Annotated in this window: 18 protein-coding genes and 1 other annotated feature; all 18 genes read right to left on the bottom strand. The window is 38.4% G+C overall.

The genetic code is table 11. The annotated features are described in order from the left end of the window. Positions 1 to 210 precede the first annotated feature (210 nt). The 18 genes from ileS to mraY all read right to left on the bottom strand — a co-directional run bounded on the left by ileS (position 211) and on the right by mraY (position 20060). Positions 211 to 2967 carry an isoleucine--tRNA ligase gene (gene ileS / locus KFZ56_RS11765; RefSeq protein WP_222642114.1) on the bottom strand — a complete coding sequence of 919 codons (2757 nt, stop codon included), beginning with the start codon at positions 2965 to 2967 and terminating at the stop codon, positions 211 to 213. Positions 2968 to 3015: 48 nt separating this feature from the next. Beyond that, positions 3016 to 3237, bottom strand: a binding site (T-box leader). 59 nt (positions 3238 to 3296) lie between these two features. Then, entirely contained in the window at positions 3297 to 3800 is a 504-nt protein-coding gene (locus KFZ56_RS11770) for a DivIVA domain-containing protein (protein WP_222642115.1), read from the bottom strand. A 106-nt stretch (positions 3801 to 3906) separates the two neighbouring features. Further along, on the bottom strand, positions 3907 to 4680 hold the full coding sequence (locus KFZ56_RS11775; RefSeq protein WP_222642116.1) for a YlmH family RNA-binding protein: 774 nt from the start codon (positions 4678 to 4680) through the stop codon (positions 3907 to 3909). A 12-nt stretch (positions 4681 to 4692) separates the two neighbouring features. After that, positions 4693 to 4959 carry a YggT family protein gene (locus KFZ56_RS11780; RefSeq protein ID WP_222642117.1) on the bottom strand — a complete coding sequence of 89 codons (267 nt, stop codon included), beginning with the start codon at positions 4957 to 4959 and terminating at the stop codon, positions 4693 to 4695. A 6-nt stretch (positions 4960 to 4965) separates the two neighbouring features. After that, positions 4966 to 5394, bottom strand: a complete 429-nt coding sequence (locus KFZ56_RS11785; protein WP_222642118.1) for a cell division protein SepF — start codon at positions 5392 to 5394, stop codon at positions 4966 to 4968. 21 nt (positions 5395 to 5415) lie between these two features. After that, positions 5416 to 6084 carry a YggS family pyridoxal phosphate-dependent enzyme gene (locus KFZ56_RS11790; RefSeq protein WP_222642119.1) on the bottom strand — a complete coding sequence of 223 codons (669 nt, stop codon included), beginning with the start codon at positions 6082 to 6084 and terminating at the stop codon, positions 5416 to 5418. A 24-nt stretch (positions 6085 to 6108) separates the two neighbouring features. After that, positions 6109 to 6918, bottom strand: a complete 810-nt coding sequence (gene pgeF / locus KFZ56_RS11795; RefSeq protein ID WP_222642120.1) for a peptidoglycan editing factor PgeF — start codon at positions 6916 to 6918, stop codon at positions 6109 to 6111. A 61-nt stretch (positions 6919 to 6979) separates the two neighbouring features. Beyond that, positions 6980 to 7252, bottom strand: coding sequence for a YlmC/YmxH family sporulation protein (locus KFZ56_RS11800; RefSeq protein ID WP_222642121.1), 273 nt, complete (start codon positions 7250 to 7252; stop codon positions 6980 to 6982). A gap of 133 nt (positions 7253 to 7385) precedes the next feature. Beyond that, complete coding sequence (gene ltrA / locus KFZ56_RS11805; RefSeq protein ID WP_222640737.1) at positions 7386 to 8645, bottom strand: group II intron reverse transcriptase/maturase; 1260 nt, start codon at positions 8643 to 8645, stop codon at positions 7386 to 7388. Between the two features lie 766 nt (positions 8646 to 9411). After that, positions 9412 to 10194, bottom strand: a complete 783-nt coding sequence (gene sigG, locus KFZ56_RS11810; RefSeq protein ID WP_222642122.1) for an RNA polymerase sporulation sigma factor SigG — start codon at positions 10192 to 10194, stop codon at positions 9412 to 9414. Between the two features lie 124 nt (positions 10195 to 10318). Further along, a complete protein-coding gene (gene sigE / locus KFZ56_RS11815; protein WP_255585128.1) occupies positions 10319 to 11038 on the bottom strand; it encodes an RNA polymerase sporulation sigma factor SigE in 720 nt (239 codons plus the stop codon). A 14-nt stretch (positions 11039 to 11052) separates the two neighbouring features. Next, positions 11053 to 11973: a sigma-E processing peptidase SpoIIGA gene (spoIIGA, locus tag KFZ56_RS11820; protein WP_222642124.1), complete on the bottom strand. Its 921-nt coding sequence runs from the start codon at positions 11971 to 11973 to the stop codon at positions 11053 to 11055. Positions 11974 to 12831: 858 nt separating this feature from the next. Beyond that, positions 12832 to 13974 carry a cell division protein FtsZ gene (ftsZ, locus tag KFZ56_RS11825; RefSeq protein WP_222642125.1) on the bottom strand — a complete coding sequence of 381 codons (1143 nt, stop codon included), beginning with the start codon at positions 13972 to 13974 and terminating at the stop codon, positions 12832 to 12834. Between the two features lie 102 nt (positions 13975 to 14076). Beyond that, positions 14077 to 15357 carry a cell division protein FtsA gene (gene ftsA / locus KFZ56_RS11830; protein ID WP_222642126.1) on the bottom strand — a complete coding sequence of 427 codons (1281 nt, stop codon included), beginning with the start codon at positions 15355 to 15357 and terminating at the stop codon, positions 14077 to 14079. A gap of 249 nt (positions 15358 to 15606) precedes the next feature. Beyond that, a complete protein-coding gene (locus KFZ56_RS11835) occupies positions 15607 to 16365 on the bottom strand; it encodes a cell division protein FtsQ/DivIB (RefSeq protein ID WP_222642127.1) in 759 nt (252 codons plus the stop codon). A gap of 191 nt (positions 16366 to 16556) precedes the next feature. Next, positions 16557 to 17669, bottom strand: coding sequence for a stage V sporulation protein E (gene spoVE, locus KFZ56_RS11840; RefSeq protein WP_222642128.1), 1113 nt, complete (start codon positions 17667 to 17669; stop codon positions 16557 to 16559). A 79-nt stretch (positions 17670 to 17748) separates the two neighbouring features. Beyond that, positions 17749 to 19098, bottom strand: a complete 1350-nt coding sequence (gene murD, locus KFZ56_RS11845) for a UDP-N-acetylmuramoyl-L-alanine--D-glutamate ligase (RefSeq protein WP_222642129.1) — start codon at positions 19096 to 19098, stop codon at positions 17749 to 17751. Next, entirely contained in the window at positions 19095 to 20060 is a 966-nt protein-coding gene (gene mraY, locus KFZ56_RS11850; protein ID WP_255585339.1) for a phospho-N-acetylmuramoyl-pentapeptide-transferase, read from the bottom strand. The genes murD and mraY overlap by 4 nt, the downstream gene beginning before the upstream one ends. Positions 20061 to 20113 lie beyond the last annotated feature (53 nt).

Here is a 20113-nt window from a genome sequence, read left to right on the forward strand (position 1 = left end):
GAATAAATATGGGGACAACTAGGTGCTGTAGATAAAAGTTTCATAATCAAAGGAAATTCCGGACTTGATACTAATTAAAAGCCGCCCGCGGAAAGCGTGGTGTTTTTTCCGCAGCGACGGCTGCCTTTACAATTTTAGCCTAGTTTATCAACCATTAATTTTGGTGAAGATCCGTTAAAACTAATACAATCTTAAGTGTCCTTCAGCTAGTTATGCCGTGTAATGCTCTTTTACAACACTCGCGCAACGGCTACATAATCCAGGATGTTCCGCATCTTCTCCAACTGTTTCCGATGCTACCCAGCAACGTTCACATCTTTCTCCGGGATGTTTCTCGACGAAAACATCCACATACTGATATTCCTTTGCTTCTGAACTACTATCGCGAATAATCGACTCTGATACGATTAAATATTGATGCAGATAATCAAATGTTTGTAATACTTCTTTGGTTTGATCATCTTTTGGCACAAGTGTAACTTTTGCTTCTAGCGATTTCCCGATTACTTTTTCATTCCTTGCTTCTTCCAGTGCTTTTAAAACATCATCACGAATATTCATGAAATGATCCCATTTTGGTTCCAGAACAGCCATACCTGCAATTTCATGTGTATTGGGGATATCTGTTAACTGTACACTCTCTTCTTCTACACCAGGAATATATTCCCATACTTCATCCGTCGTATGCGGAATGATAGGTGTCAATAATTTAACCAGTGTCGTTAAAATTTCATAATAGCCTGTTTGAATACTACGGCGACGCTTATTATCCTTTGCCTCGATATATAGTATATCTTTAGCAAAATCCAAATAGAATGAGCTTAAATCAACCGCACAGAAGTTGTGGATTTGATGGAAAATCGGTGCATATTCAAATTGCTCGTAGTTCTCCTTAACATTACCTAACATCTGCTGTAGGCGATGGATCATATAACGATCCACTTCTTCCATTTCCGCTTCCGGGACTCTGTCCATGTTTGGATCAAAGTCTGCTAAGTTTGCTAACATAAAACGAATCGTATTTCTAATTTTTCGATATGCTTCAGATGTTTGTTTAAGAATTTCCTGCGAAATACGTACATCTCCCTGATAATCAACAGAAGATACCCATAATCGTAAAATATCGGAACCTAATTGCTTTTGCACTTTGGAAGGTATCATGACATTTCCCAGAGATTTACTCATTTTCCGTCCATTACCATCTAATACAAAACCATGGCTAATGACATTTTCAAATGGTGCTTTTCCTGTCACTGCCACAGATGTAGATATGGAGGAATTGAACCAGCCACGGTATTGGTCACTGCCTTCCAAATAAACATCTGCCGGGCGTCTATGATACGGGCGACCTTCCAGTACAGCCTCATGGGATGATCCTGAATCAAACCATACATCCATAATATCTGTTTCTTTTGTGAATATTCCATTTGGACTATGTTCGGAAGTAAAACCTTCAGGCAATAAATCTTTAGCTTCCCATTCAAACCATACATTGGAACCATGTGCTTTAAATAAGTTAGCTACATGCTCAATAGTTTCATCATTAATAATAGGTTTATTATCTTCCCCGTAGAATACAGGCATTGGAACCCCCCACGTACGCTGACGCGAAATACACCAATCTTCCCTATCTCGGACCATGTTGTGAAGACGAGTCTCTCCCCATGATGGATACCAGTTAACGCGACTGATTTCATCCAGAATATCCTGACGAAAATCCTTAATGGATGCAAACCACTGCGATGTCGCTCGGAAAATTGTCGGTTTCTTCGTCCGCCAATCATGTGGATAAGAGTGTGTGATGAACGAAAGCTTGAGCAAAGCTCCTACTTCTTCCAGTTTTTCTGTAATAGACTTGTTCGCTTTATCATAGAATTGTCCTTCAAATCCAGGTGCTTCGTTTGTAAAGACGCCCCTATCATCAACAGGAGACAATGGGTCAATACCATAACTTCGAGCTACAACAAAGTCATCTTCCCCATGTCCTGGTGCTGTATGAACGCAACCAGTACCTGCATCTGTTGTTACATGTTCACCAAGCATAATGAGTGATTCACGATCATAAAATGGATGTTTAACGACAATTCTATCCGCTTCTTTTCCTTTAAATGATTTTATCACTTGTGGGTCTTCCCATTCCAATTCCTCCGCAACAGATTCAAGCAAGGAACGGGCGATAATATATTTTTCCTGGTTCACTTCCACAACCACGTATTCCAGATCAGGATGTAGACTAATTCCCAAGTTAGCCGGGAGGGTCCATGGCGTTGTTGTCCAAATAATAAATTTCTCTCCGCCTTCGAGTAAACCTTTTCCATCTATGACGTCAAAGGCAACGTAAATGGAAGGAGAGCGTTTATCATGATATTCTATTTCAGCCTCAGCTAGGGCAGATTCAGATGATGGTGACCAATAAACTGGCTTTAATCCCTTATAGATATAGCCTTTTTTGGCCATTTCTCCAAAGACCTTGATTTGGGCAGCCTCATAATCCTTTGTTAATGTAACATATGGATGATCCCAATCACCACGAACACCAAGAGATTTAAATTGCCTGCGTTGATTGTCCAATTGGTCCAACGCATATTCAGCACATAACTGTCTGAACGCCGCAATACTCATTTCTTTTCGTTTTACTTTTTTATTTTTCGTTAATGCCGTCTCAACCGGTAATCCATGTGTATCCCAACCTGGAATATATGGCGCATGATAACCAGTCATTGACTTATAACGGGTAATAAAATCCTTCAAAATTTTATTTAATGCATGGCCAATATGCAAATCACCATTTGCATATGGAGGGCCATCATGCAAAATAAACAATGGTCTTCCTTTCGTTCTTTCCTGGACTTTGTCATATAAATTTGCCTCATCCCAATGCTCTTGCCTTTTTGGTTCTTTATTCGGCAAATTACCACGCATTGGAAAGGACGTTTTCGGCATCAACAATGTATCTTTATAATCCATCCATGCTTCCTCCTTCATGTCTCTAAATAAAAAAGTCCCCTACATCCCAAAAGGGACGAGAAGACTCGTGTTACCACCCTTATAAATGCAAACTCACACATGTTTACATTCACTCGATATTCGTAACGGGAATAAATCGTCCATTCCTACTGAAATTCAGAATGGATGCTCAAGAGTGATTTTCTAAAGGCAATACTGTATCGGGCTTTCACCATCCCCCGATTCGCTAATCAGGACAAACCTTTATACTAGCTCTTTCGATGCAGGCATTTATGAATTAGAACTCTATGTGTATGAATTATATGTAAAATTTCACAAGACGTCAAGATCTATGAATTATTTTCTGCCAGATCAAGGTCTTCACCCAATTCTTCATCAAATAAATCTTCCCAATCGTTTGTGTCAATCATATCCAGTTGCGCTTCAACCAACATTTTCAAACGTGTTCGAAATACCTTAGCCTGTTTCTTTAACTCTTCCACATCCATAGATATGCGGCGTGACTTACTTAATGCATCATTAATGATGCGATCGGCATTTTTTTCTGCTTCTTTGATAATTAATTTAGATTCCTTTGTCGCACTCCCTTTCACTTCTTCAGCAGTCTCCTGCGCAACTAAAATGGATTTGTTTAATGTTTCTTCAATATTGGTAAAGTGTCCAAGCTTTTCCTCCAATTGATCCACTTTTTCCTTTGCATCTTTCTTTTCTCTGATTACTGTCTCATAATCTTTAATGATCTGATCTAAGAATTCATTTACTTCGTCTTCATTATATCCTCGAATACTTCTTGTAAACTCTTTATTATGAATATCTAATGGTGTTAATGGCACATTGGCCACCTCCTTAGGGGAAATTATCAACAATAACGTTCATGATGAAAAATACATTAAACACGTATTCGACATAAATCAATTAATTCCTGCATGTGGTAAAAATTTATTTTAATATAGCGGTGGTTATCCGCCACTTGTTCTTTTTTGTTTGTCCATTTACGGATACGAGTTTACTCCTTCCTTTTCCACGGACGGAAAGTAAATCACCCTCCTGTAAAAGGAACTTAGCATCGTCAACCACCTTAAAATTCACTTTAACTTGAAGTTTTTTTATAAATTCCGCAGCATCTTTTCTAGAGATATTATAAATTACTGTTAACACAGCATCTAATCGTAATGAGGATACAGTTTGATCTGTTTCCATCCACGTTATATCCTTTTCCATTAATGCAGTGAAAGGTTTTTCCACAAGCTTTACGTTAGCTTTTTTAATGGCCGTCAGGTTAGCTAATACAAATGGGGCAATTTCTTTGGCCATAACAATTTGAATGACCCCATCCTCAACAATGATATCACCAAGCTTTTTTCGTTTTATTCCCAGCGATAAAAAAGCTCCCATCACGTCACGATGTTCCAATGATATGAACTTGCTTTGAAACGCTGCCTGTACCAACGTAAGCTGAAAGACTTCTTCAGCTATCTCTTCATATGGAGGAAGTATGACAGCACGCTTTCTTTCCGCATACGGGCCGCCACCACATAAATGGATGCTAACATCACTGTTTTCTCCAACTAATAAGTGCATTATTTGCTGTTCTCTTGGATCAAGGAAATCAGTTACTCTCAATTGGTACGTTGCTTCAACCTGCTCCACCCAAGCTAATACCTTGTCAATAAATGGCTGCTCTTCTTTTCGAAAATGTTGATAAATATCCATTCCATTCCCTCCTTAGAAGAACAGCATGAAAAATAATTCACGTAGTCCCATTTTGGCAAATTGTATCACAAAAATAGCTACAATTGGGGATAAATCAATCATACCTAATGGTGGAATAAATCGGCGGAATATTTCCAGGTACGGTTCGCAGATATTTGCTAAAAAGACACCGAAAGATGATTCCCGCGCCCCCGGGAACCATGACATAAAAATATAAATAAGTAAGGCAAAACTGTAAATCGTTAAAGCAGTATCTAATAAATTAAGTAACTGGATCATTGATTACTACCATCCTTTTTCAAATTCATCTTCCTCCACATAACTTTCGGATATTGTTCCGGATACATCGACATTATCAGGGGTGCATAGAAATGTTTCAGATCCGAGTTTTTGAATATCACCGTTCACAGCATAGACGGTGCCACTAAGAAAATCAACCACCCTCTTCGCTTGTGTGCTCTCCAAACGTTGCAGATTAATAACAACAGCTCTCCTATTTACAATATTATCTGCTATTTCCTGTGCTTCATTATAGGTTCTTGGCTCATAAAGCACAACCTTCGATGAGGGCTGTTGCAAGCTTGTTAAATTGACTACATTTTGATTTTTCTGATCCACATTTGGCTTGCCTGCACCATCTACTTCTTCTGTATACTCGTATTCATATTCGTCATCCATCGTAAAATAATTTTTGATTTTATTTTTAATGCTCATATAAGCACCTCACTTCTATTATTATCCTACTAGATTTGAACCGATCCGTATATGCGTCGCTCCCTCTTCAATTGCTACTTCATAATCATTACTCATTCCCATCGATAAAAATTCACAAGGAGCGTTAGCCAAATTTTCCTGTTGAACTGTCTTTCGTAATAACGCTAGTCTTTTAAAAATACCCCTCAAACGTTCGTTATCTTCCAGATGTGGCGCCATTGTCATCAATCCTACAACGCGAACGTAGTTATACTTCTGAACCTCTTTAATAAAAGGGATAACATCTTCCGGTTGCAATCCATGTTTTGATTCTTCTCCACTTACATTCACCTGAACAAAACAATCGATTTGTTTACTTGCCCGCTTATTTATTTCTTTAGCAAGTGATAGGCGATCCAAAGAATGGATAGCATCTACTTTATCGACAACATCTTTTACTTTTCTTGATTGCAACGTACCTATAAAATGCCATTTCACATCACTGTCAATATGATTGTATTTTTCCAGAAATCCTTCCGAACGATTTTCGCCAAGGTTTTTAATCCCTGTATTTATGGCTTCTTTTGTTCGTTCTATTGTAACATATTTCGTAACGCCTATAACTGTTATTTCATTTGGATGTCGATTACTTTTTTCACAAGCTTGTCCAATATTGCTTTGAATCATCGTTAGATTTGTTGCTACATCCATTATTACCAACACTCCTCTTACGTATTAGGTTGTAAATCCTATAAAACCTAACATTCTCCCTGTATTTCCTTTGTCTCGTCGATGTGAAAAAAATAACAAATGATCTTGAAACGTGCAGTAATTTGTTACACCTATATTATTACGTAATACACCACATTGCAAAAGAATTTCTACATTTAGCTGTTTTAAATCTAACAAATAACGATTATTTTCTCTAGATAGGACTGTTTTTTTCTTATCATGTGTCGTTAGATGCCCGATAACATTTTCATCAACTTCATAATACTGTTGAGATATACAAGGACCGATGGCTACTAAAAGATCAGCAGGATTCACTCCCACCGCTTGCAATTCCTGAACCATTTGTTCACCAATACGATTGACGGATCCCTTCCAGCCGGCATGCGCTATCCCAATGTATTCGGATACCGGATCATAAAAGAATAAAGGGACACAATCAGCAAAAAAAGCAGTACATAATATTCCTCGCTCCTTTGTAATTAGACCATCTGTTTTTTTAATAGAACTTTGATAGGAAGCAGCCCCTTTTCCTTTATCTTCAGAATGGACCATTTTCACCATTGTTTGATGTGTCTGTTCTCCTGCCACCCAATTTTTCAAAGGGATCGACAAATGATTGGCTAAAATTTCTCGATTTGCGATGATTTGATCGTATTGGTCCTGTACATGCAATCCACAGTTTAATGTATCAAAAGGAGGCTGGCTTAATCCCCCATTTCTGGTTGTAAATCCAACATGCAGCTTTGGATTTCGTTTTTGCCATTCTTCTATATGTAAATAAGATTCATTTGTTTGTTTAAATGGTTCAGGCATTGCATTACAGCCTCCCTTAAAATTCTACTTGTACCATTTTACCATAATCTGCATTCATTTTTTATTCATTTACAAAAGGTTCCGCATACAATTTTGGCTCTTGGACCTCTTTGACCAGAATGACATCCGAGCCAACCCTTACAATTTGATCCCAATGAATGATCAATTCATCCGGTTTTCCAAACATTCCACCTTTCTTTTCCTTTTCAATAACAATAATAGCAAGTATTTTTCCTTTATCTTTATCAATTTCCAAATCGGATATATGTCCCAGTCGACTTCCATCATCAATAACAATTATTTCTTTTGTTTGCAATTCAGATAATTTTATCATTCCACTCACACCACCTTACTTTATACATATGCGTGAGTTTAAAATTAAAAACAAAAAAATCGAGTAGGAGGAGGTGACTAACCTCCGACCTCTCACACCACCATACGTACGGTTCCGTATACGGCGGTTTCATTTATGTCCAACGCTTCGTTAGATAGCTATTAGTTAGACTCTTCAAGCCTTGTTCTGACCAGTATTGGTCACCAAGTGCTCTATGCAAGATAGGGCTATTGGCGGTTCGCCAATAGCTCTTTCTTGTGTTTGCCCATTCCCACGCTTTTCCTTTCTTGATTCCTTGTTTCACAAGATTCTTGTGTTTCGTTTTCACTTTCTTCCACTCTTTCCAACGTATCATTCGTAGACGTCTTCGAATCCATCCGTCGAGTTCCTTGAATATCGTAGGTGTTTCTGCTAACTGGTAGTATCCCAGCCAGCCTGCGAGATATTGATTCAGTTTCTCGATTCTGTCCCCCATATTCATGGATTTCTTTCGAGACGTTAATTCTCGGATTCGTCGCTTGAAACGTTTGATGCTCTCTTTCGCAATCCGTATCTTGGGATTTTCCTTATGAAAGGTGAATGAGAATCCAAGGAATTTACGTTTCCATGGGCGGTCTACCGCACTTTTCTCTTTATTGACTTCCAATTTCATCTTCTTCTCTATAAAGTTGGTGATACTTTCCATTATTCGGTGTCCTGCCCTTTTCGAACGGACATAAATATGAAAGTCATCCGCATAGCGCACGAAATGGAGTCCTCTTTTCTCTAACTCTTTGTCCAGTTCATCCAGGACAATGTTTGAGAGAAGCGGACTTAACGGTCCGCCCTGAGACGCTCCTTCTGTATTCGGATGTACCACTCCGTCTTCCATGATTCCTGCTTGCAGGAATCTGCGGATAAGCTGAAGGACTTTCGGGTCTTTGACCCTCCGACTTAGCGTCCGCATCAAACGGTCGTGGTTTACTTTATCGAAGAATTTCTCTAAATCCATATCAATCACCCAGCGATATCCGTCCTTCATGTATGCCCTAGCTTTCCTTACAGCGTCGTGACCTCGACGCTTTGGGCGGAAGCCATAGCTATTTTCCGAGAAGGTCGGGTCATATATCGTGGTGAGCACTTGTGCGATGGCTTGTTGGATAAATCGGTCTAACACGGTGGGAATACCCAGTTTCCTCATACCGCCGCCTTCTTTACGGATTTTGTAATGGCGGACAGGCTGAGGATAGTAGGTTCCTGTTTCCAGTTGTTCCCGAATAGAAGCCCAGTGTTCAACGATATGCGCTCGTAAGTTTTGTACGGGCATTCCATCAACTCCGTGACTTCCTTTATTGCGCTCTACACGATGCAGAGCTGTCATTAAGTTTTCCCGTGATAGGATTTGTTCCAACATGTTATCTAACTCCTGCGTGAATTGTCCTTTCTTCTTGTGTGGCAATGTCTCTCAGCCCTTCTAATGTCCCCCGCGGGATTCACCGCTTCTTCCATTAGGAAGGTTTTCATGTTTCTGCTTCTTCGAGTATTGCGTACGCAAAGTGGCAATTCTCCTTAAATGATTCAGCCCTTCCCAGATATTCTAGAAGTATCTGGTACTACGGCTTCGGCTGACTTCTGATAGTTCAGTGAACATTCGCATGTTCAGTTACGGCATGTGTACCGCGTTTCTATCAGACCTCCCAGGGTAAGTACACACTCTTCCTCCCCATATCCCTTCTTCATTTACTCTATGCACCCTTTGGCAGTAAGGGCTTTGACTTGTTATGCAGTCTCACCCAAGTACATCTAGCCTTCTATGAAGTTCGTGTTCCTAAGGGCGGGGATTTGCCGCCGACTTCCTTCAGATTCTGGGTCACCCCAGACACCCTTGTCTTGAGCTAACCACTACTACTGCCTTCGTGATTCGGGACTTTAACCCTAGAGAATGTGCACATGCCTGGCACACATACAAAAGGAATGGTTTTCAAGTACCCATTCCTTTTGTTCTAGATCTTACACTTTTTTCCCTTATTAGCTACGTCCGGCTCCAGCGCCCAGCAACTAGCAAACTTCACATTCCTCCATTACGATAAGTCAACATCGGTTCACTTGTCAGCTCACCGTGTTTCCTTTATCTCACTCCAGTTTGTACGTTGCTAACCGGGCGTTTCCGCCTTTGTTATTTATTCAAACATTTCCTTATTCATCTGACTAATGGCAGCTTTTTCCAGGCGAGATACCTGGGCTTGTGAAATACCTATTTCATCGGCTACTTCCATTTGTGTTTTCCCTTGAAAAAAACGCTTATTTAATATCATCTCTTCTCTTTCGTTTAACTGGTACATCCCTTCCTTTAAGGAAAGTTTATCTGCCCATGTGGAATCCTTATCTTTCTCATCACTAATTTGATCCATTACAAATATGGGATCTCCTCCATCATTATAAATTGGTTCAAATAATGATACCGGATCTTGAATGGCATCCATGGCAAACACAATGTCGGAATGCGGAATTCCCATTTCTTCCGCAATCTCCATCGGTGTAGGTTCTTTCGACGTTTTACTAATTAATTTCTCCCTTACTTGCAGGGCTTTATAAGCTATATCACGTAAGGATCTTGAAACCCGAATCGGATTGTTATCTCTTAAATAACGTCTTATCTCGCCGATAATCATTGGAACAGCATATGTTGAAAATCTAACATTATGTGATAAGTCAAAATTGTCAATGGATTTCATCAAGCCAATACAGCCAACTTGAAATAAATCATCAACATATTCACCACGATTATTAAATCGTTGAATGACACTTAATACGAGACGCAGGTTTCCATTTACCAGTTCCTCACGTGCAGATTCCCCGTCTCCTTCTTGCATTTTCACAAATAACTTACGCATTTCTTCGTTTTTTAATACAGGTAGTTTCGATGTATCAACACCACATATCTCAACCTTATGCCTTGTCATCTATGTTCAACCCTCCCAGTTGGTGATGCTGTTCATGGACAGTATCTCCCCCTGGGAAAATTTTTATGCAGGAAAGTTCATTCGAAAAAAATGTAAAAACGCGTCGATTCTTAGAGAAACAAGGCTAAACCATTTTATTAAATTCTTTTTTTAGTCGCCTGATAATCTTTTTTTCTAAACGTGAAATATATGACTGTGAAATACCTAACATATCCGCTACATCCTTCTGCGTTTTTTCTTCCTCTCCAATCAATCCAAATCGCAATTCCATAATTTGCTTTTCACGAGCATTCAATTGGGACAAGGCATCCTTAAGTAAGCTTTTGTCCACTTTTGTTTCCAGATTTTTGGTAATAATATCCTCATCTGTTCCAAGAACATCTGATAATAATAACTCATTCCCATCCCAGTCTATGTTTAAAGGCTCATCAAAGGATATTTCAGATTTTAATTTATTATTTCTCCGTAGGTACATTAAAATTTCATTCTCAATACATCTGGATGCATACGTAGCCAATTTGATTTTTTTCTCCGGATTAAACGTATTAACACCTTTTATAAGTCCAATGGTACCTATACTTATCAGATCTTCTATGTTTATACCCGTATTTTCAAATTTCCTGGCAATATAAACAACCAGACGTAAATTTCGCTCAATTAACAATGCCCTTGCGGCTTGATCACCTTTAGGTAGTAATTCCAGCAATTCTGCTTCTTCTTCTTTGGAAAGTGGTGGAGGCAAAGCTTCACTTCCGCCTATATAATAAATCTCCTCAGACTTAACACCGAGTTTGATTAGCATATTATACCACTGTAAGCGCAGATGTAATTTCCAAGATTTCAACATTTATCTCTCCCTTATGCAGAATGCACAACTGCCTTTGTAATAATTTGCGGTTGAAGTAAACAATGATAACTGCGATCTTTCGTTAACGCTTCAAACTGAATGCCAATGACGAGTTTCCTTGTTATAATTTTCTGTTCCCCGTAGTATACAATGAGCTGATCAGGCCGTATGGCAAACAAAAAATTATTACCACCTTGTACGCCTCGATATGGCACAATTTGAATAGAATTTTCCCATTTTTTAGGTATTTTTTCCAAATCAAGTTCTTTATGAGCAGTTTTTAGTAAATTCCAGTCGGCTTCCGTAAACCATTGTTTTAAAAAAAGTTCATCACAAATAATGACCGGGTTTTTGGTTAATGGATCAATCAATTGATTTCCACTATCAATATATCCAGTTGTTGAATAACTCCTATTTTTTAATTGAATGGTTACTGGATAGATCTGGTCGTATCGAATTTTATCCACGACATGCTTGTCCATACGTCCTTTCGTAAATAACCACACCAAAGGGAATCCTATAACAACAAAGATCCAGCTTATTGAATCACCATAGCCGCTATTAAACGTTAAAATACCATTTGTAGAGACACCTAACGGACTTTGTAATAGAAAATGTAGTGCTATTAATCCACCTCCTATTGCAAAAGTAGTGAAATAAAATAACAGGAGCATTTTCATTATTCGATAGATACTAAAAAACCCAAACGTGCATAAAATAATAATGACAGAGTATAGAAGCTTTCCAATAACACTGTTAAAAAAAGAATCTGGAAAATAGATGGTTATTGGTACAAGCAGTGAAGCAATAAAAGCTCCAATTATTATTCTGCGTTTCCTTGTGCTGTCTCTTGCTAAAGCTTGTGTGAGCATTAAAAGCATCATGTCCAGAAAAAAATTCAACGTCCAGACAGCATCAAGATAGATGGTCACTACATTCTTCCTTTCCAAAAAATTACTATTAGATTCATAGATAAGATGATGTAAGAGAAGTATATCTAAGTTTATAAGCAAAGTCTGTCACATTTTGTGCGCATATTGGGGCTAATTTTAACTAGTTATTAGGGAGTTTGTCGCAGTAGTTATTTTACAAGAGGTGGAAATTCTATCTTTGTACGCAAAGGATGCTTTCTAAAAGATTGAGACTGTACCAAAGGTTCGTCCTACCAAAACCATTTGTTGTTTTTGACACAACAGATAGAAACTGCGACGTAAGTGTGGAATTCTCTTTGCGAACGATGGTTGAGTGCTTGGATGCCGCTACGGAAACACATTTCGCTTTCCGCGGGGGCTGATGAGCCACCTCGTGCTAGCGCACTTCGGCGTCTCATCTAGGCCTTTGCTCCCGCAGGAGTCTACATGTGTTTCCTCCGCTGGTGGTCCAGTTCCTACCATTAGACTGTATTTGTAAGCCATATTCAACATACCGAAGCGCCTAACCACTTCAGTGTTGAATAAATTTAGCGCCAGAAACTGTAACATTAGCGGAGGAAATACACGGAAACTCCAGCGGGATCAAAGGCATCGGTGAGACCCAGGAGTGCGCACGTCAGGAAGGGGCTCACCAGCCGCCCTAAGGTGCGCGAAGTGTATTTCCGGAGCGGTATCCCTACGCTCAACTATCATTAGAACGAGAACCTTCTCATAAAGTTACTTTCACTACGTCGCAGTTTCTACCAACGGCGACGATGTAAAGGCAACCGTATATGGAAATGATTCTACGCAAAAAAGCAAACAAATAACACAAGGGCTATTTGTTTGCTTTTTTATCAATATAGGATTATTTAACTTTTATCTTCTCCGATTGCGATTTCGTAGAAAGGTAGGTATATCCAACGTTTCTTCCTCTTGTTTTGGACGCTGTTGCTGCTGCTGTTGTTGCTGATTTGGTTCTTTCTGCACGTCATCATTATCCCTGGTAGCTGCTTGCTGTTTGTGATTGATGACAGGACGTTGCTGCTTCCTATCTTCTTTTTGCGTAGTTTCATCAAATCCTGTCGCAATAACTGTTACAATAATTTCATCATTTAAGTTTTCATTAATAACGGAACCGAAGATAACATTGACTTCATTATCTGCTGCAGAGGTTACTAAATCAGCAGCTTCCTGCACTTCATACAGGCTTAGGTTTGTGCCGCCTGTAATATTCATTAAAATACCATGTGCTCCATCAATAGATGTTTCCAATAATGGTGATGAAATTGCTTTTTTCGCAGCTTCAGAGGCTCGTGTTTCTCCAGTTGCAATACCAATTCCCATCAATGCTGACCCTTTATCCGTCATAATTGTTTTTACGTCTGCAAAGTCAACATTAATCAAGCCTGGTTTAGCAATGAGATCGGAAATGCCCTGTACACCTTGCCTAAGGACATTATCGGCTTCACGAAATGCTTCCAACATTGGTGTATTTTTATCAACGATTTCAAGTAGACGATCATTCGGTATTACAATTAATGTATCGACACTGCTTTTCAATTCATCAATTCCAGCAATAGCTTGTGTGGAACGTCTTCTTCCTTCAAAGGAAAATGGTCGTGTTACTACTCCAACTGTCAGGGCTCCCAGATCTTTAGCAATTTGAGCAATCACAGAAGCGCCACCAGTTCCTGTACCTCCTCCCATTCCAGCTGTAACAAAGATCATATCCGCACCTTGTAATACTTCCTCCAGTTGTTCTTTACTTTCTTCAGCAGCTTTTTTCCCAACATCTGGGTTAGCTCCTGCACCTAAACCTCGGGTTAACTTACCGCCTATTTGCACTTTCACTTCCGCTTTTGATAGATTTAAAGCTTGTGAATCTGTATTGACAGCGATAAATTCAACGCCTTCAACGCCATGCTCAATCATACGGTTGACTGCATTATTGCCGCCCCCGCCTACACCGATTACCTTAATTGAAGCTAGTTCTTCCATATTTGTATCAAACTCTAACATATTTCGTTCCTCCTAATATGCAAAATAACAAGAGTACCAGAAGCTAATACGTCAATGACTCAAGGATAAATATATCAATTGAGTCACCATGATTAAACAGGTTTAGTCAAAAAAATATTTAAACAAATTAGCAATTCCGGATTCCTTTTTCTTTTTTTCCTTTGGTTCATTCGATTTTGGTTGTTTTTTGGTTCGTTGCGGTCTCTGTTCATTGGTATTTTCAATAACAGAAGGGAATAATTCTTTACCTTGTATTTTCGCATTACGATAAGCAAATTGCAATATCCCTACCCCAGCTGTAAACTGAGGTTCTCTTACACCAATATAATCTGGGATCGCAATACGTACATTTGATTGAAATAAATCCTGAGCAAGCTCGGAAACACCAGGCATTGCCATTGTACCACCTGTTAGCACATATCCACCAGGTAATTCCTGGTAGCCCATTTTCCGTATTTCTCTTTCTGCAAAAGCATAGATTTCTTCCATTCTTGCTTCAATCATATCAGATATTTGCAGTTGATTATAGGTTTCTCTCGTATTACTTCCAATAATAGATGCTTCAAATGTTTCATCTTCCCTGGCCGTATCATAAAATGCATGTCCATAGTTGAGTTTTATGTCCTCAGCTTCTTCCGTAGATGTTCGCAGGCCAATAGATAAATCTTTCGTTATATTATCCCCACCTAAATTAACAACACTTGTAGACGCTAAATGATCATTTCCAAAGACAGAAACAGTAGAACATCCTCCACCAACATCGATTAATGCCACACCCATATTCTTCTCGTCGTCAGACAAAGCAATTGTTCCTGCTGCAAGGGGCTGCAAGCAAATGTCAGACACTTGTAAATTCGCACGTTCAACACATTTTAATGTATTATGTAAAACTGTTTTAGAACAGGTAATGATCGTGCCTTCCATTTCTAAACGAACGCCGATCATGCCTCTTGGATCATTGATTTCATCCAATCCATCAACGATAAATTGTTTAGGTATGACATCAATAATTTCCCTTTCCGGTGGTATGGACACAACTTGTGCTCCATCTATTACCCTTGTGATATCTTCATCATCAATTTCTCGATTTTCACTTTGAACAGCTACCACCCCATGACAGGATTGCAATTGAATATGGCTTCCATTAATACCTACCACGACACGGTCAATCTGCATTCCTACCATTCGTTCCGCCTGCTCTACTGCATTTCTGATCGAGTGTACTGTTTGGTCAATATCAACAATAGCACCTTTTTTCATACCATTGGACTTGGCAGTACCAACACCAATAATATTCAGTGAATCATTTAAAACTTCTCCAATAATTACTTTGATTTTTGTTGTCCCTATATCAAGACTAACTAGTACGTCACTGTTATTCAAAGAAAGGCACCTCCTAATTCAGCAGCACCTGATTAAATCAGATGTCATTTTTACAATTTCTATGGTTCTACTATAATTAATTATTTTAGAGGAAATTACGTAAAAAAGAAAATATATATAGGTAATTCTACAAAAAACAGTCAATCCCCTTTATTTTATTCCATTTTTACTATAAAATTCGTTATCTTCTTCCCATATATGGCTTTCGTTACTAAATTCATGGTTTGAACTTAATTGTAGTAACAGCCTCTATTCATCTTCATCATCAAATGATTCAAAATAAGCACCAACACCAATATGAATAATCCCTTCACTTTCCGGGTCCAACTGAGAAACAATAGAAGGATAAACCTGCATTTTATCAGCAAAATCTCTGATTGTCCCACTCACCAGGAATCCATCATTCATATAAAGCAGTATTTCATTCTGATTATCATCTGTTGGTTTCCAATGTATTTCCGAAATTAAATTTAAGATAGTATCAGGCAATTCCTGGAGTTCCCCTGTCATCCTATGTAAATATTCTTCTTCCGTAAAGTCTACAATCAGAGGAGCATCACCATTGATATTATCTTGTTCTATCTCTTGTAGCGTTGTTCCATTTCCTAAAATCGGATAGTAATTGTTTTCCTCTTTCACATATCCTACTCTCTCGTATTCCTTCAATTGAATATCTACTGTCCATGGGAGGTTTCTTTTCACCTCAGCAGATTCAATGACCGGATTATCCGTTAATGTTGCTGTTATTTCTGATTTGTTAATGGTCCAAATGTTCGTATTTGTTGTTAACCCACTTTGTTCCATAATTTCTTCATCTTCCAAAAACGAATTTCCTGTTACATGGATTGTTTTAATATGGCTCAAAGGTGATTGCAGATAGACAATAATGGAAATTAAAATGAAAAAAATAGATAAATAGAATATTAAACGTCGATTTGCCTTTTTTTTGCGTGCTTGTTTTAATTTTGGAATACGATCTTCAATTGAAACAACTTTCTTTTTGTTCATCTCCATTTCTTCCCTTATAAAAATATTATCAGAAATAAAAACGGCATAAAATTATGCCGCTATTTTTATGTTATATGAATTATATCATATAATGCACCCTAACATGTAGTACACATTGCATAGTTTATTTAGTTTTTTAGTGGAAAATTTTATAAATATTTACCAGCAGCTAAATTGGGATAAATGATTCGTTAAATTTTTGAATAGTAGCTAATATTCAGTAGAACACCTACCGAACATAATGTTAAGGTTAAAGAGGAACCGCCATAACTTAAAAATGGTAATGTAATCCCAGTTACTGGAATCAATCCAATAACAACACTAATATTTATCATGACCTGAATAATTAACATGGATACAATACCCAGTGCAAGGAAGCGCCCAAATAAGTCAGGTGCATCGAGTGAAATTTTAACACCACGCCATAACAACAAAAGAAATAGCCCAATGACAATCGTTCCGCCAATAAAACCAAGTTCCTCCCCCAATATGGCAAATATAAAATCGGTCTGTGGTTCGGGCAAATAGAAATATTTCTGCAAGCTTTCTCCTAAACCGACTCCCATTAACCCACCTGGTCCGATAGAATAAAGGGATTGAATAATCTGAAATCCATCTCCCAAAGGGTCTTCCCATGGATTTAGATAAGCTGTAATTCGACTGATCCGGTAAGGTGCCGAAATAATAAGAAATACAAATCCGGCAAGTCCTATAGCAGCTAGTCCGAGAAAATGGGATAGTCTTGCCCCAGCGACAAAAATCATAAGCATACATGTAAGTACAAGTACCATCCCTGTCCCTAAATCAGGTTGCAGCATAATTAATCCAAATGCAGTAAATACAAGTATAATAGAAGGAAAAAATCCTTTTTTAAATGATGTGATATATTTTTGGCCTGTAGCTAGATATGCCGCTAAAAAGAAAATTAATCCCAGTTTCATAAATTCGGAAGGCTGAATGCTAAATGCACCAACACCTATCCAGCTCTGTGCTCCTCCACGAACCATGCCGATCCCTGGTACCAACACAAGAAATAATAATATAAAACAACCTATTAACATAACTTTAGCATATTTTTTCCATGTGTTATATGGAATGAGCATGAAAAAAAACATTGCAATCACACCCGCACCTGCAAAAAGTAGTTGTCTTTTTACATAATACAATGAATCTGCAAATTTATATTCCGACCAAACGTAGGAAGCACTATAAACCATAATAATACCTGCAATTAATAAAATAAAAACGACGGCTAATAATATATAATCAGGTTTTTTTTGGTCTTTAACTAACCGTTGAAACAAAAAAACACCCCTTTTCCATTTTTTGGAAGAGGGGCCCTTTGCGTGTCAACATATTTATGACTATTTAAAAACAAGCCCCCTACATTAGTGTATGCACAGCTTGTATAAACATGTCACCTCTCTCTTCAAATGTTCTGTACTGATCCCAGCTCGCACAGGCAGGTGATAATAAAATTACATCTCCTTCTTCTGAGAATTGATAGGCTTTCAATGTTGCACTTGTTACATCTGAGGCATTCTTAATCACTGGGATACCTATACCTTCAGCTAAACTTTTCCATTTATCGGCAGTCTCTCCAAACGTTATCAATCCTTTGACATTTTTGAGAAAAGGGATTAAATCAGTAAATTCATTTCCGCGGTCAAGCCCTCCCGCTAATAGAATGATTGGCTGATGAAAAGAGGAAAGTGCTTTTTGTGTTGCTAATATATTCGTTGCTTTTGAATCATTATAAAAAAATCGACCGTTTAATTTATCAACAAATTGCAATCGGTGTTTTACACCCGAAAACGTTGCTAGTACTTCCTGTATACCCTTATTCGAAGCCCCGCTCAACTTAGCTGCTGCAACAGCTGCCAGAATATTCTCCAGATTATGCGTACCTACCAGTACAACCGATTTTCGATTCATAATTTTTTCATCTTTAAAGTAGATATTTTCATCATCTATCCATGCTCCATCCTCGCATTTTCGATTCACTGAAAATGGAACCTTTTTGGATTTTGCATATTTTACACCATCCATCACATTGGAATCATCAGCATTATAAACCAGATAATCTTCACTTGTTTGGTTCTTAAAAAGAGCATATTTGGCATTTCTATAGTTGTCAAATGTTTTATGATAGTCTATGTGCGCTTCATATATATTTAACAAAACAGCGATTTTGGGCTTAAATTTCTCAATCCCTAGTAATTGAAAGGAAGAAAGCTCTAAAACCAGTTTTTCCTCTTTAGCTAGAGATCCAGCAACATCCGTAGCAACTGTACCAATATTACCGGCCACTTTTACCGGCTGATTACTGGCAGCTAACATTTTTTCGGTAAGTGTTGTCGTTGTCGTTTTACCGTTGGATCCGGTAATTCCAATAATGGATTCCTCCACTAATCTTCCGGCAAGCTCAATCTCGGTAATAATCGGTATATTTCTATTTTGCGCTTCTAAGACAATCGGATTTTCATAGGATATCCCGGGATTTTTAACAATTACTTCAATATCAGCCAGAACGGCAAGCGGGTGGGAGCCAACAACCACTTCTGCTCCGATAGATACCAGCTCTTGCACAATAGCATCGTCCTCACTAGTCTTCATGTCATTTACCCGTACGTTTTTATTATTAGCCAAGAGCAGTTTAGTTGCTGCTGTTCCACTCTTCGCCAATCCCAGAACTAACACATGTGTATAATTGAAATCTGTTAATTTTTTCAACCTAAGCCCACCTCAATATAGATGCCAAGAGCGGCAAAAACGAGTCCGATTAACCAGAATGTTGTTACTACCCGCCATTCAGACCAGCCCATTAATTCATAATGATGATGCAAGGGGCTCATTTTAAACACTCTTTTGCCTGTTGTTTTAAAAGAAATAACCTGAATAATAACAGAAAGTGTTTCCATGACGAAAACTCCACCAACAATCACTAAAATAATTTCCAGTTTTGTTAAAATAGCTATTGCAGCTATAGATCCACCTAACGCAAGCGAACCGGTATCCCCCATAAACACTTTTGCAGGATGTGCATTAAATACGAGAAATCCAAGTAATGCACCAACAGCAGCTAAAGCAAAAATAGTTACTTCAGACGACGCGAGACCATACCAAGCTAAAATGCCGAAAGCTCCAAAAGCAATAGCAGCAGTTCCGGCTAATAACCCATCAAGCCCATCCGTTAAATTAACTGCATTGGATGAGCCAACCAACATTACAATAATGAGTAGTGCATACCCCCATCCGAGCTCCCACCGAAATTCCGTTCCAGGCACTTGAATATAAGTAGGGAAATCCTGACTACGTAAAATAAAATAAAATACAAGTGCAATAACAACCTGTCCAACCAATTTCTGCTTCGATGTTAATCCTAAATTCCGTTTCATTACTACTTTAATAAAATCATCAAGAAACCCTAATGTTCCATATCCAACTAAAACTAATAATAATAACCAAAGCTGATAACCAATCCCATCTTCGCCTGCTTTGCTCACCATGATAATTGATGTAATAATTATGCCAACAACAATGATGAGTCCACCCATGGTAGGAGTACCGGTTTTTTTCAAATGGGATTGCGGTCCTTCTTCCCTAATGCTTTGTCCAAACTTTAAACGTCTTAAAAATGGGATGAATATTGGAGACAAAAGGACGGTAATCAAAAATGCTATAGCGATTGTCATCAATAATACAAATATATTCACGTCTTATCCTCCTTGTACAGTAACCGTCCATA

Origin of the sequence: Virgibacillus sp. NKC19-3, assembly GCF_019837165.1 — a bacterium.
Classification (GTDB): Bacteria; Bacillota; Bacilli; order Bacillales; family Amphibacillaceae; genus Virgibacillus_L; species Virgibacillus_L saliphilus.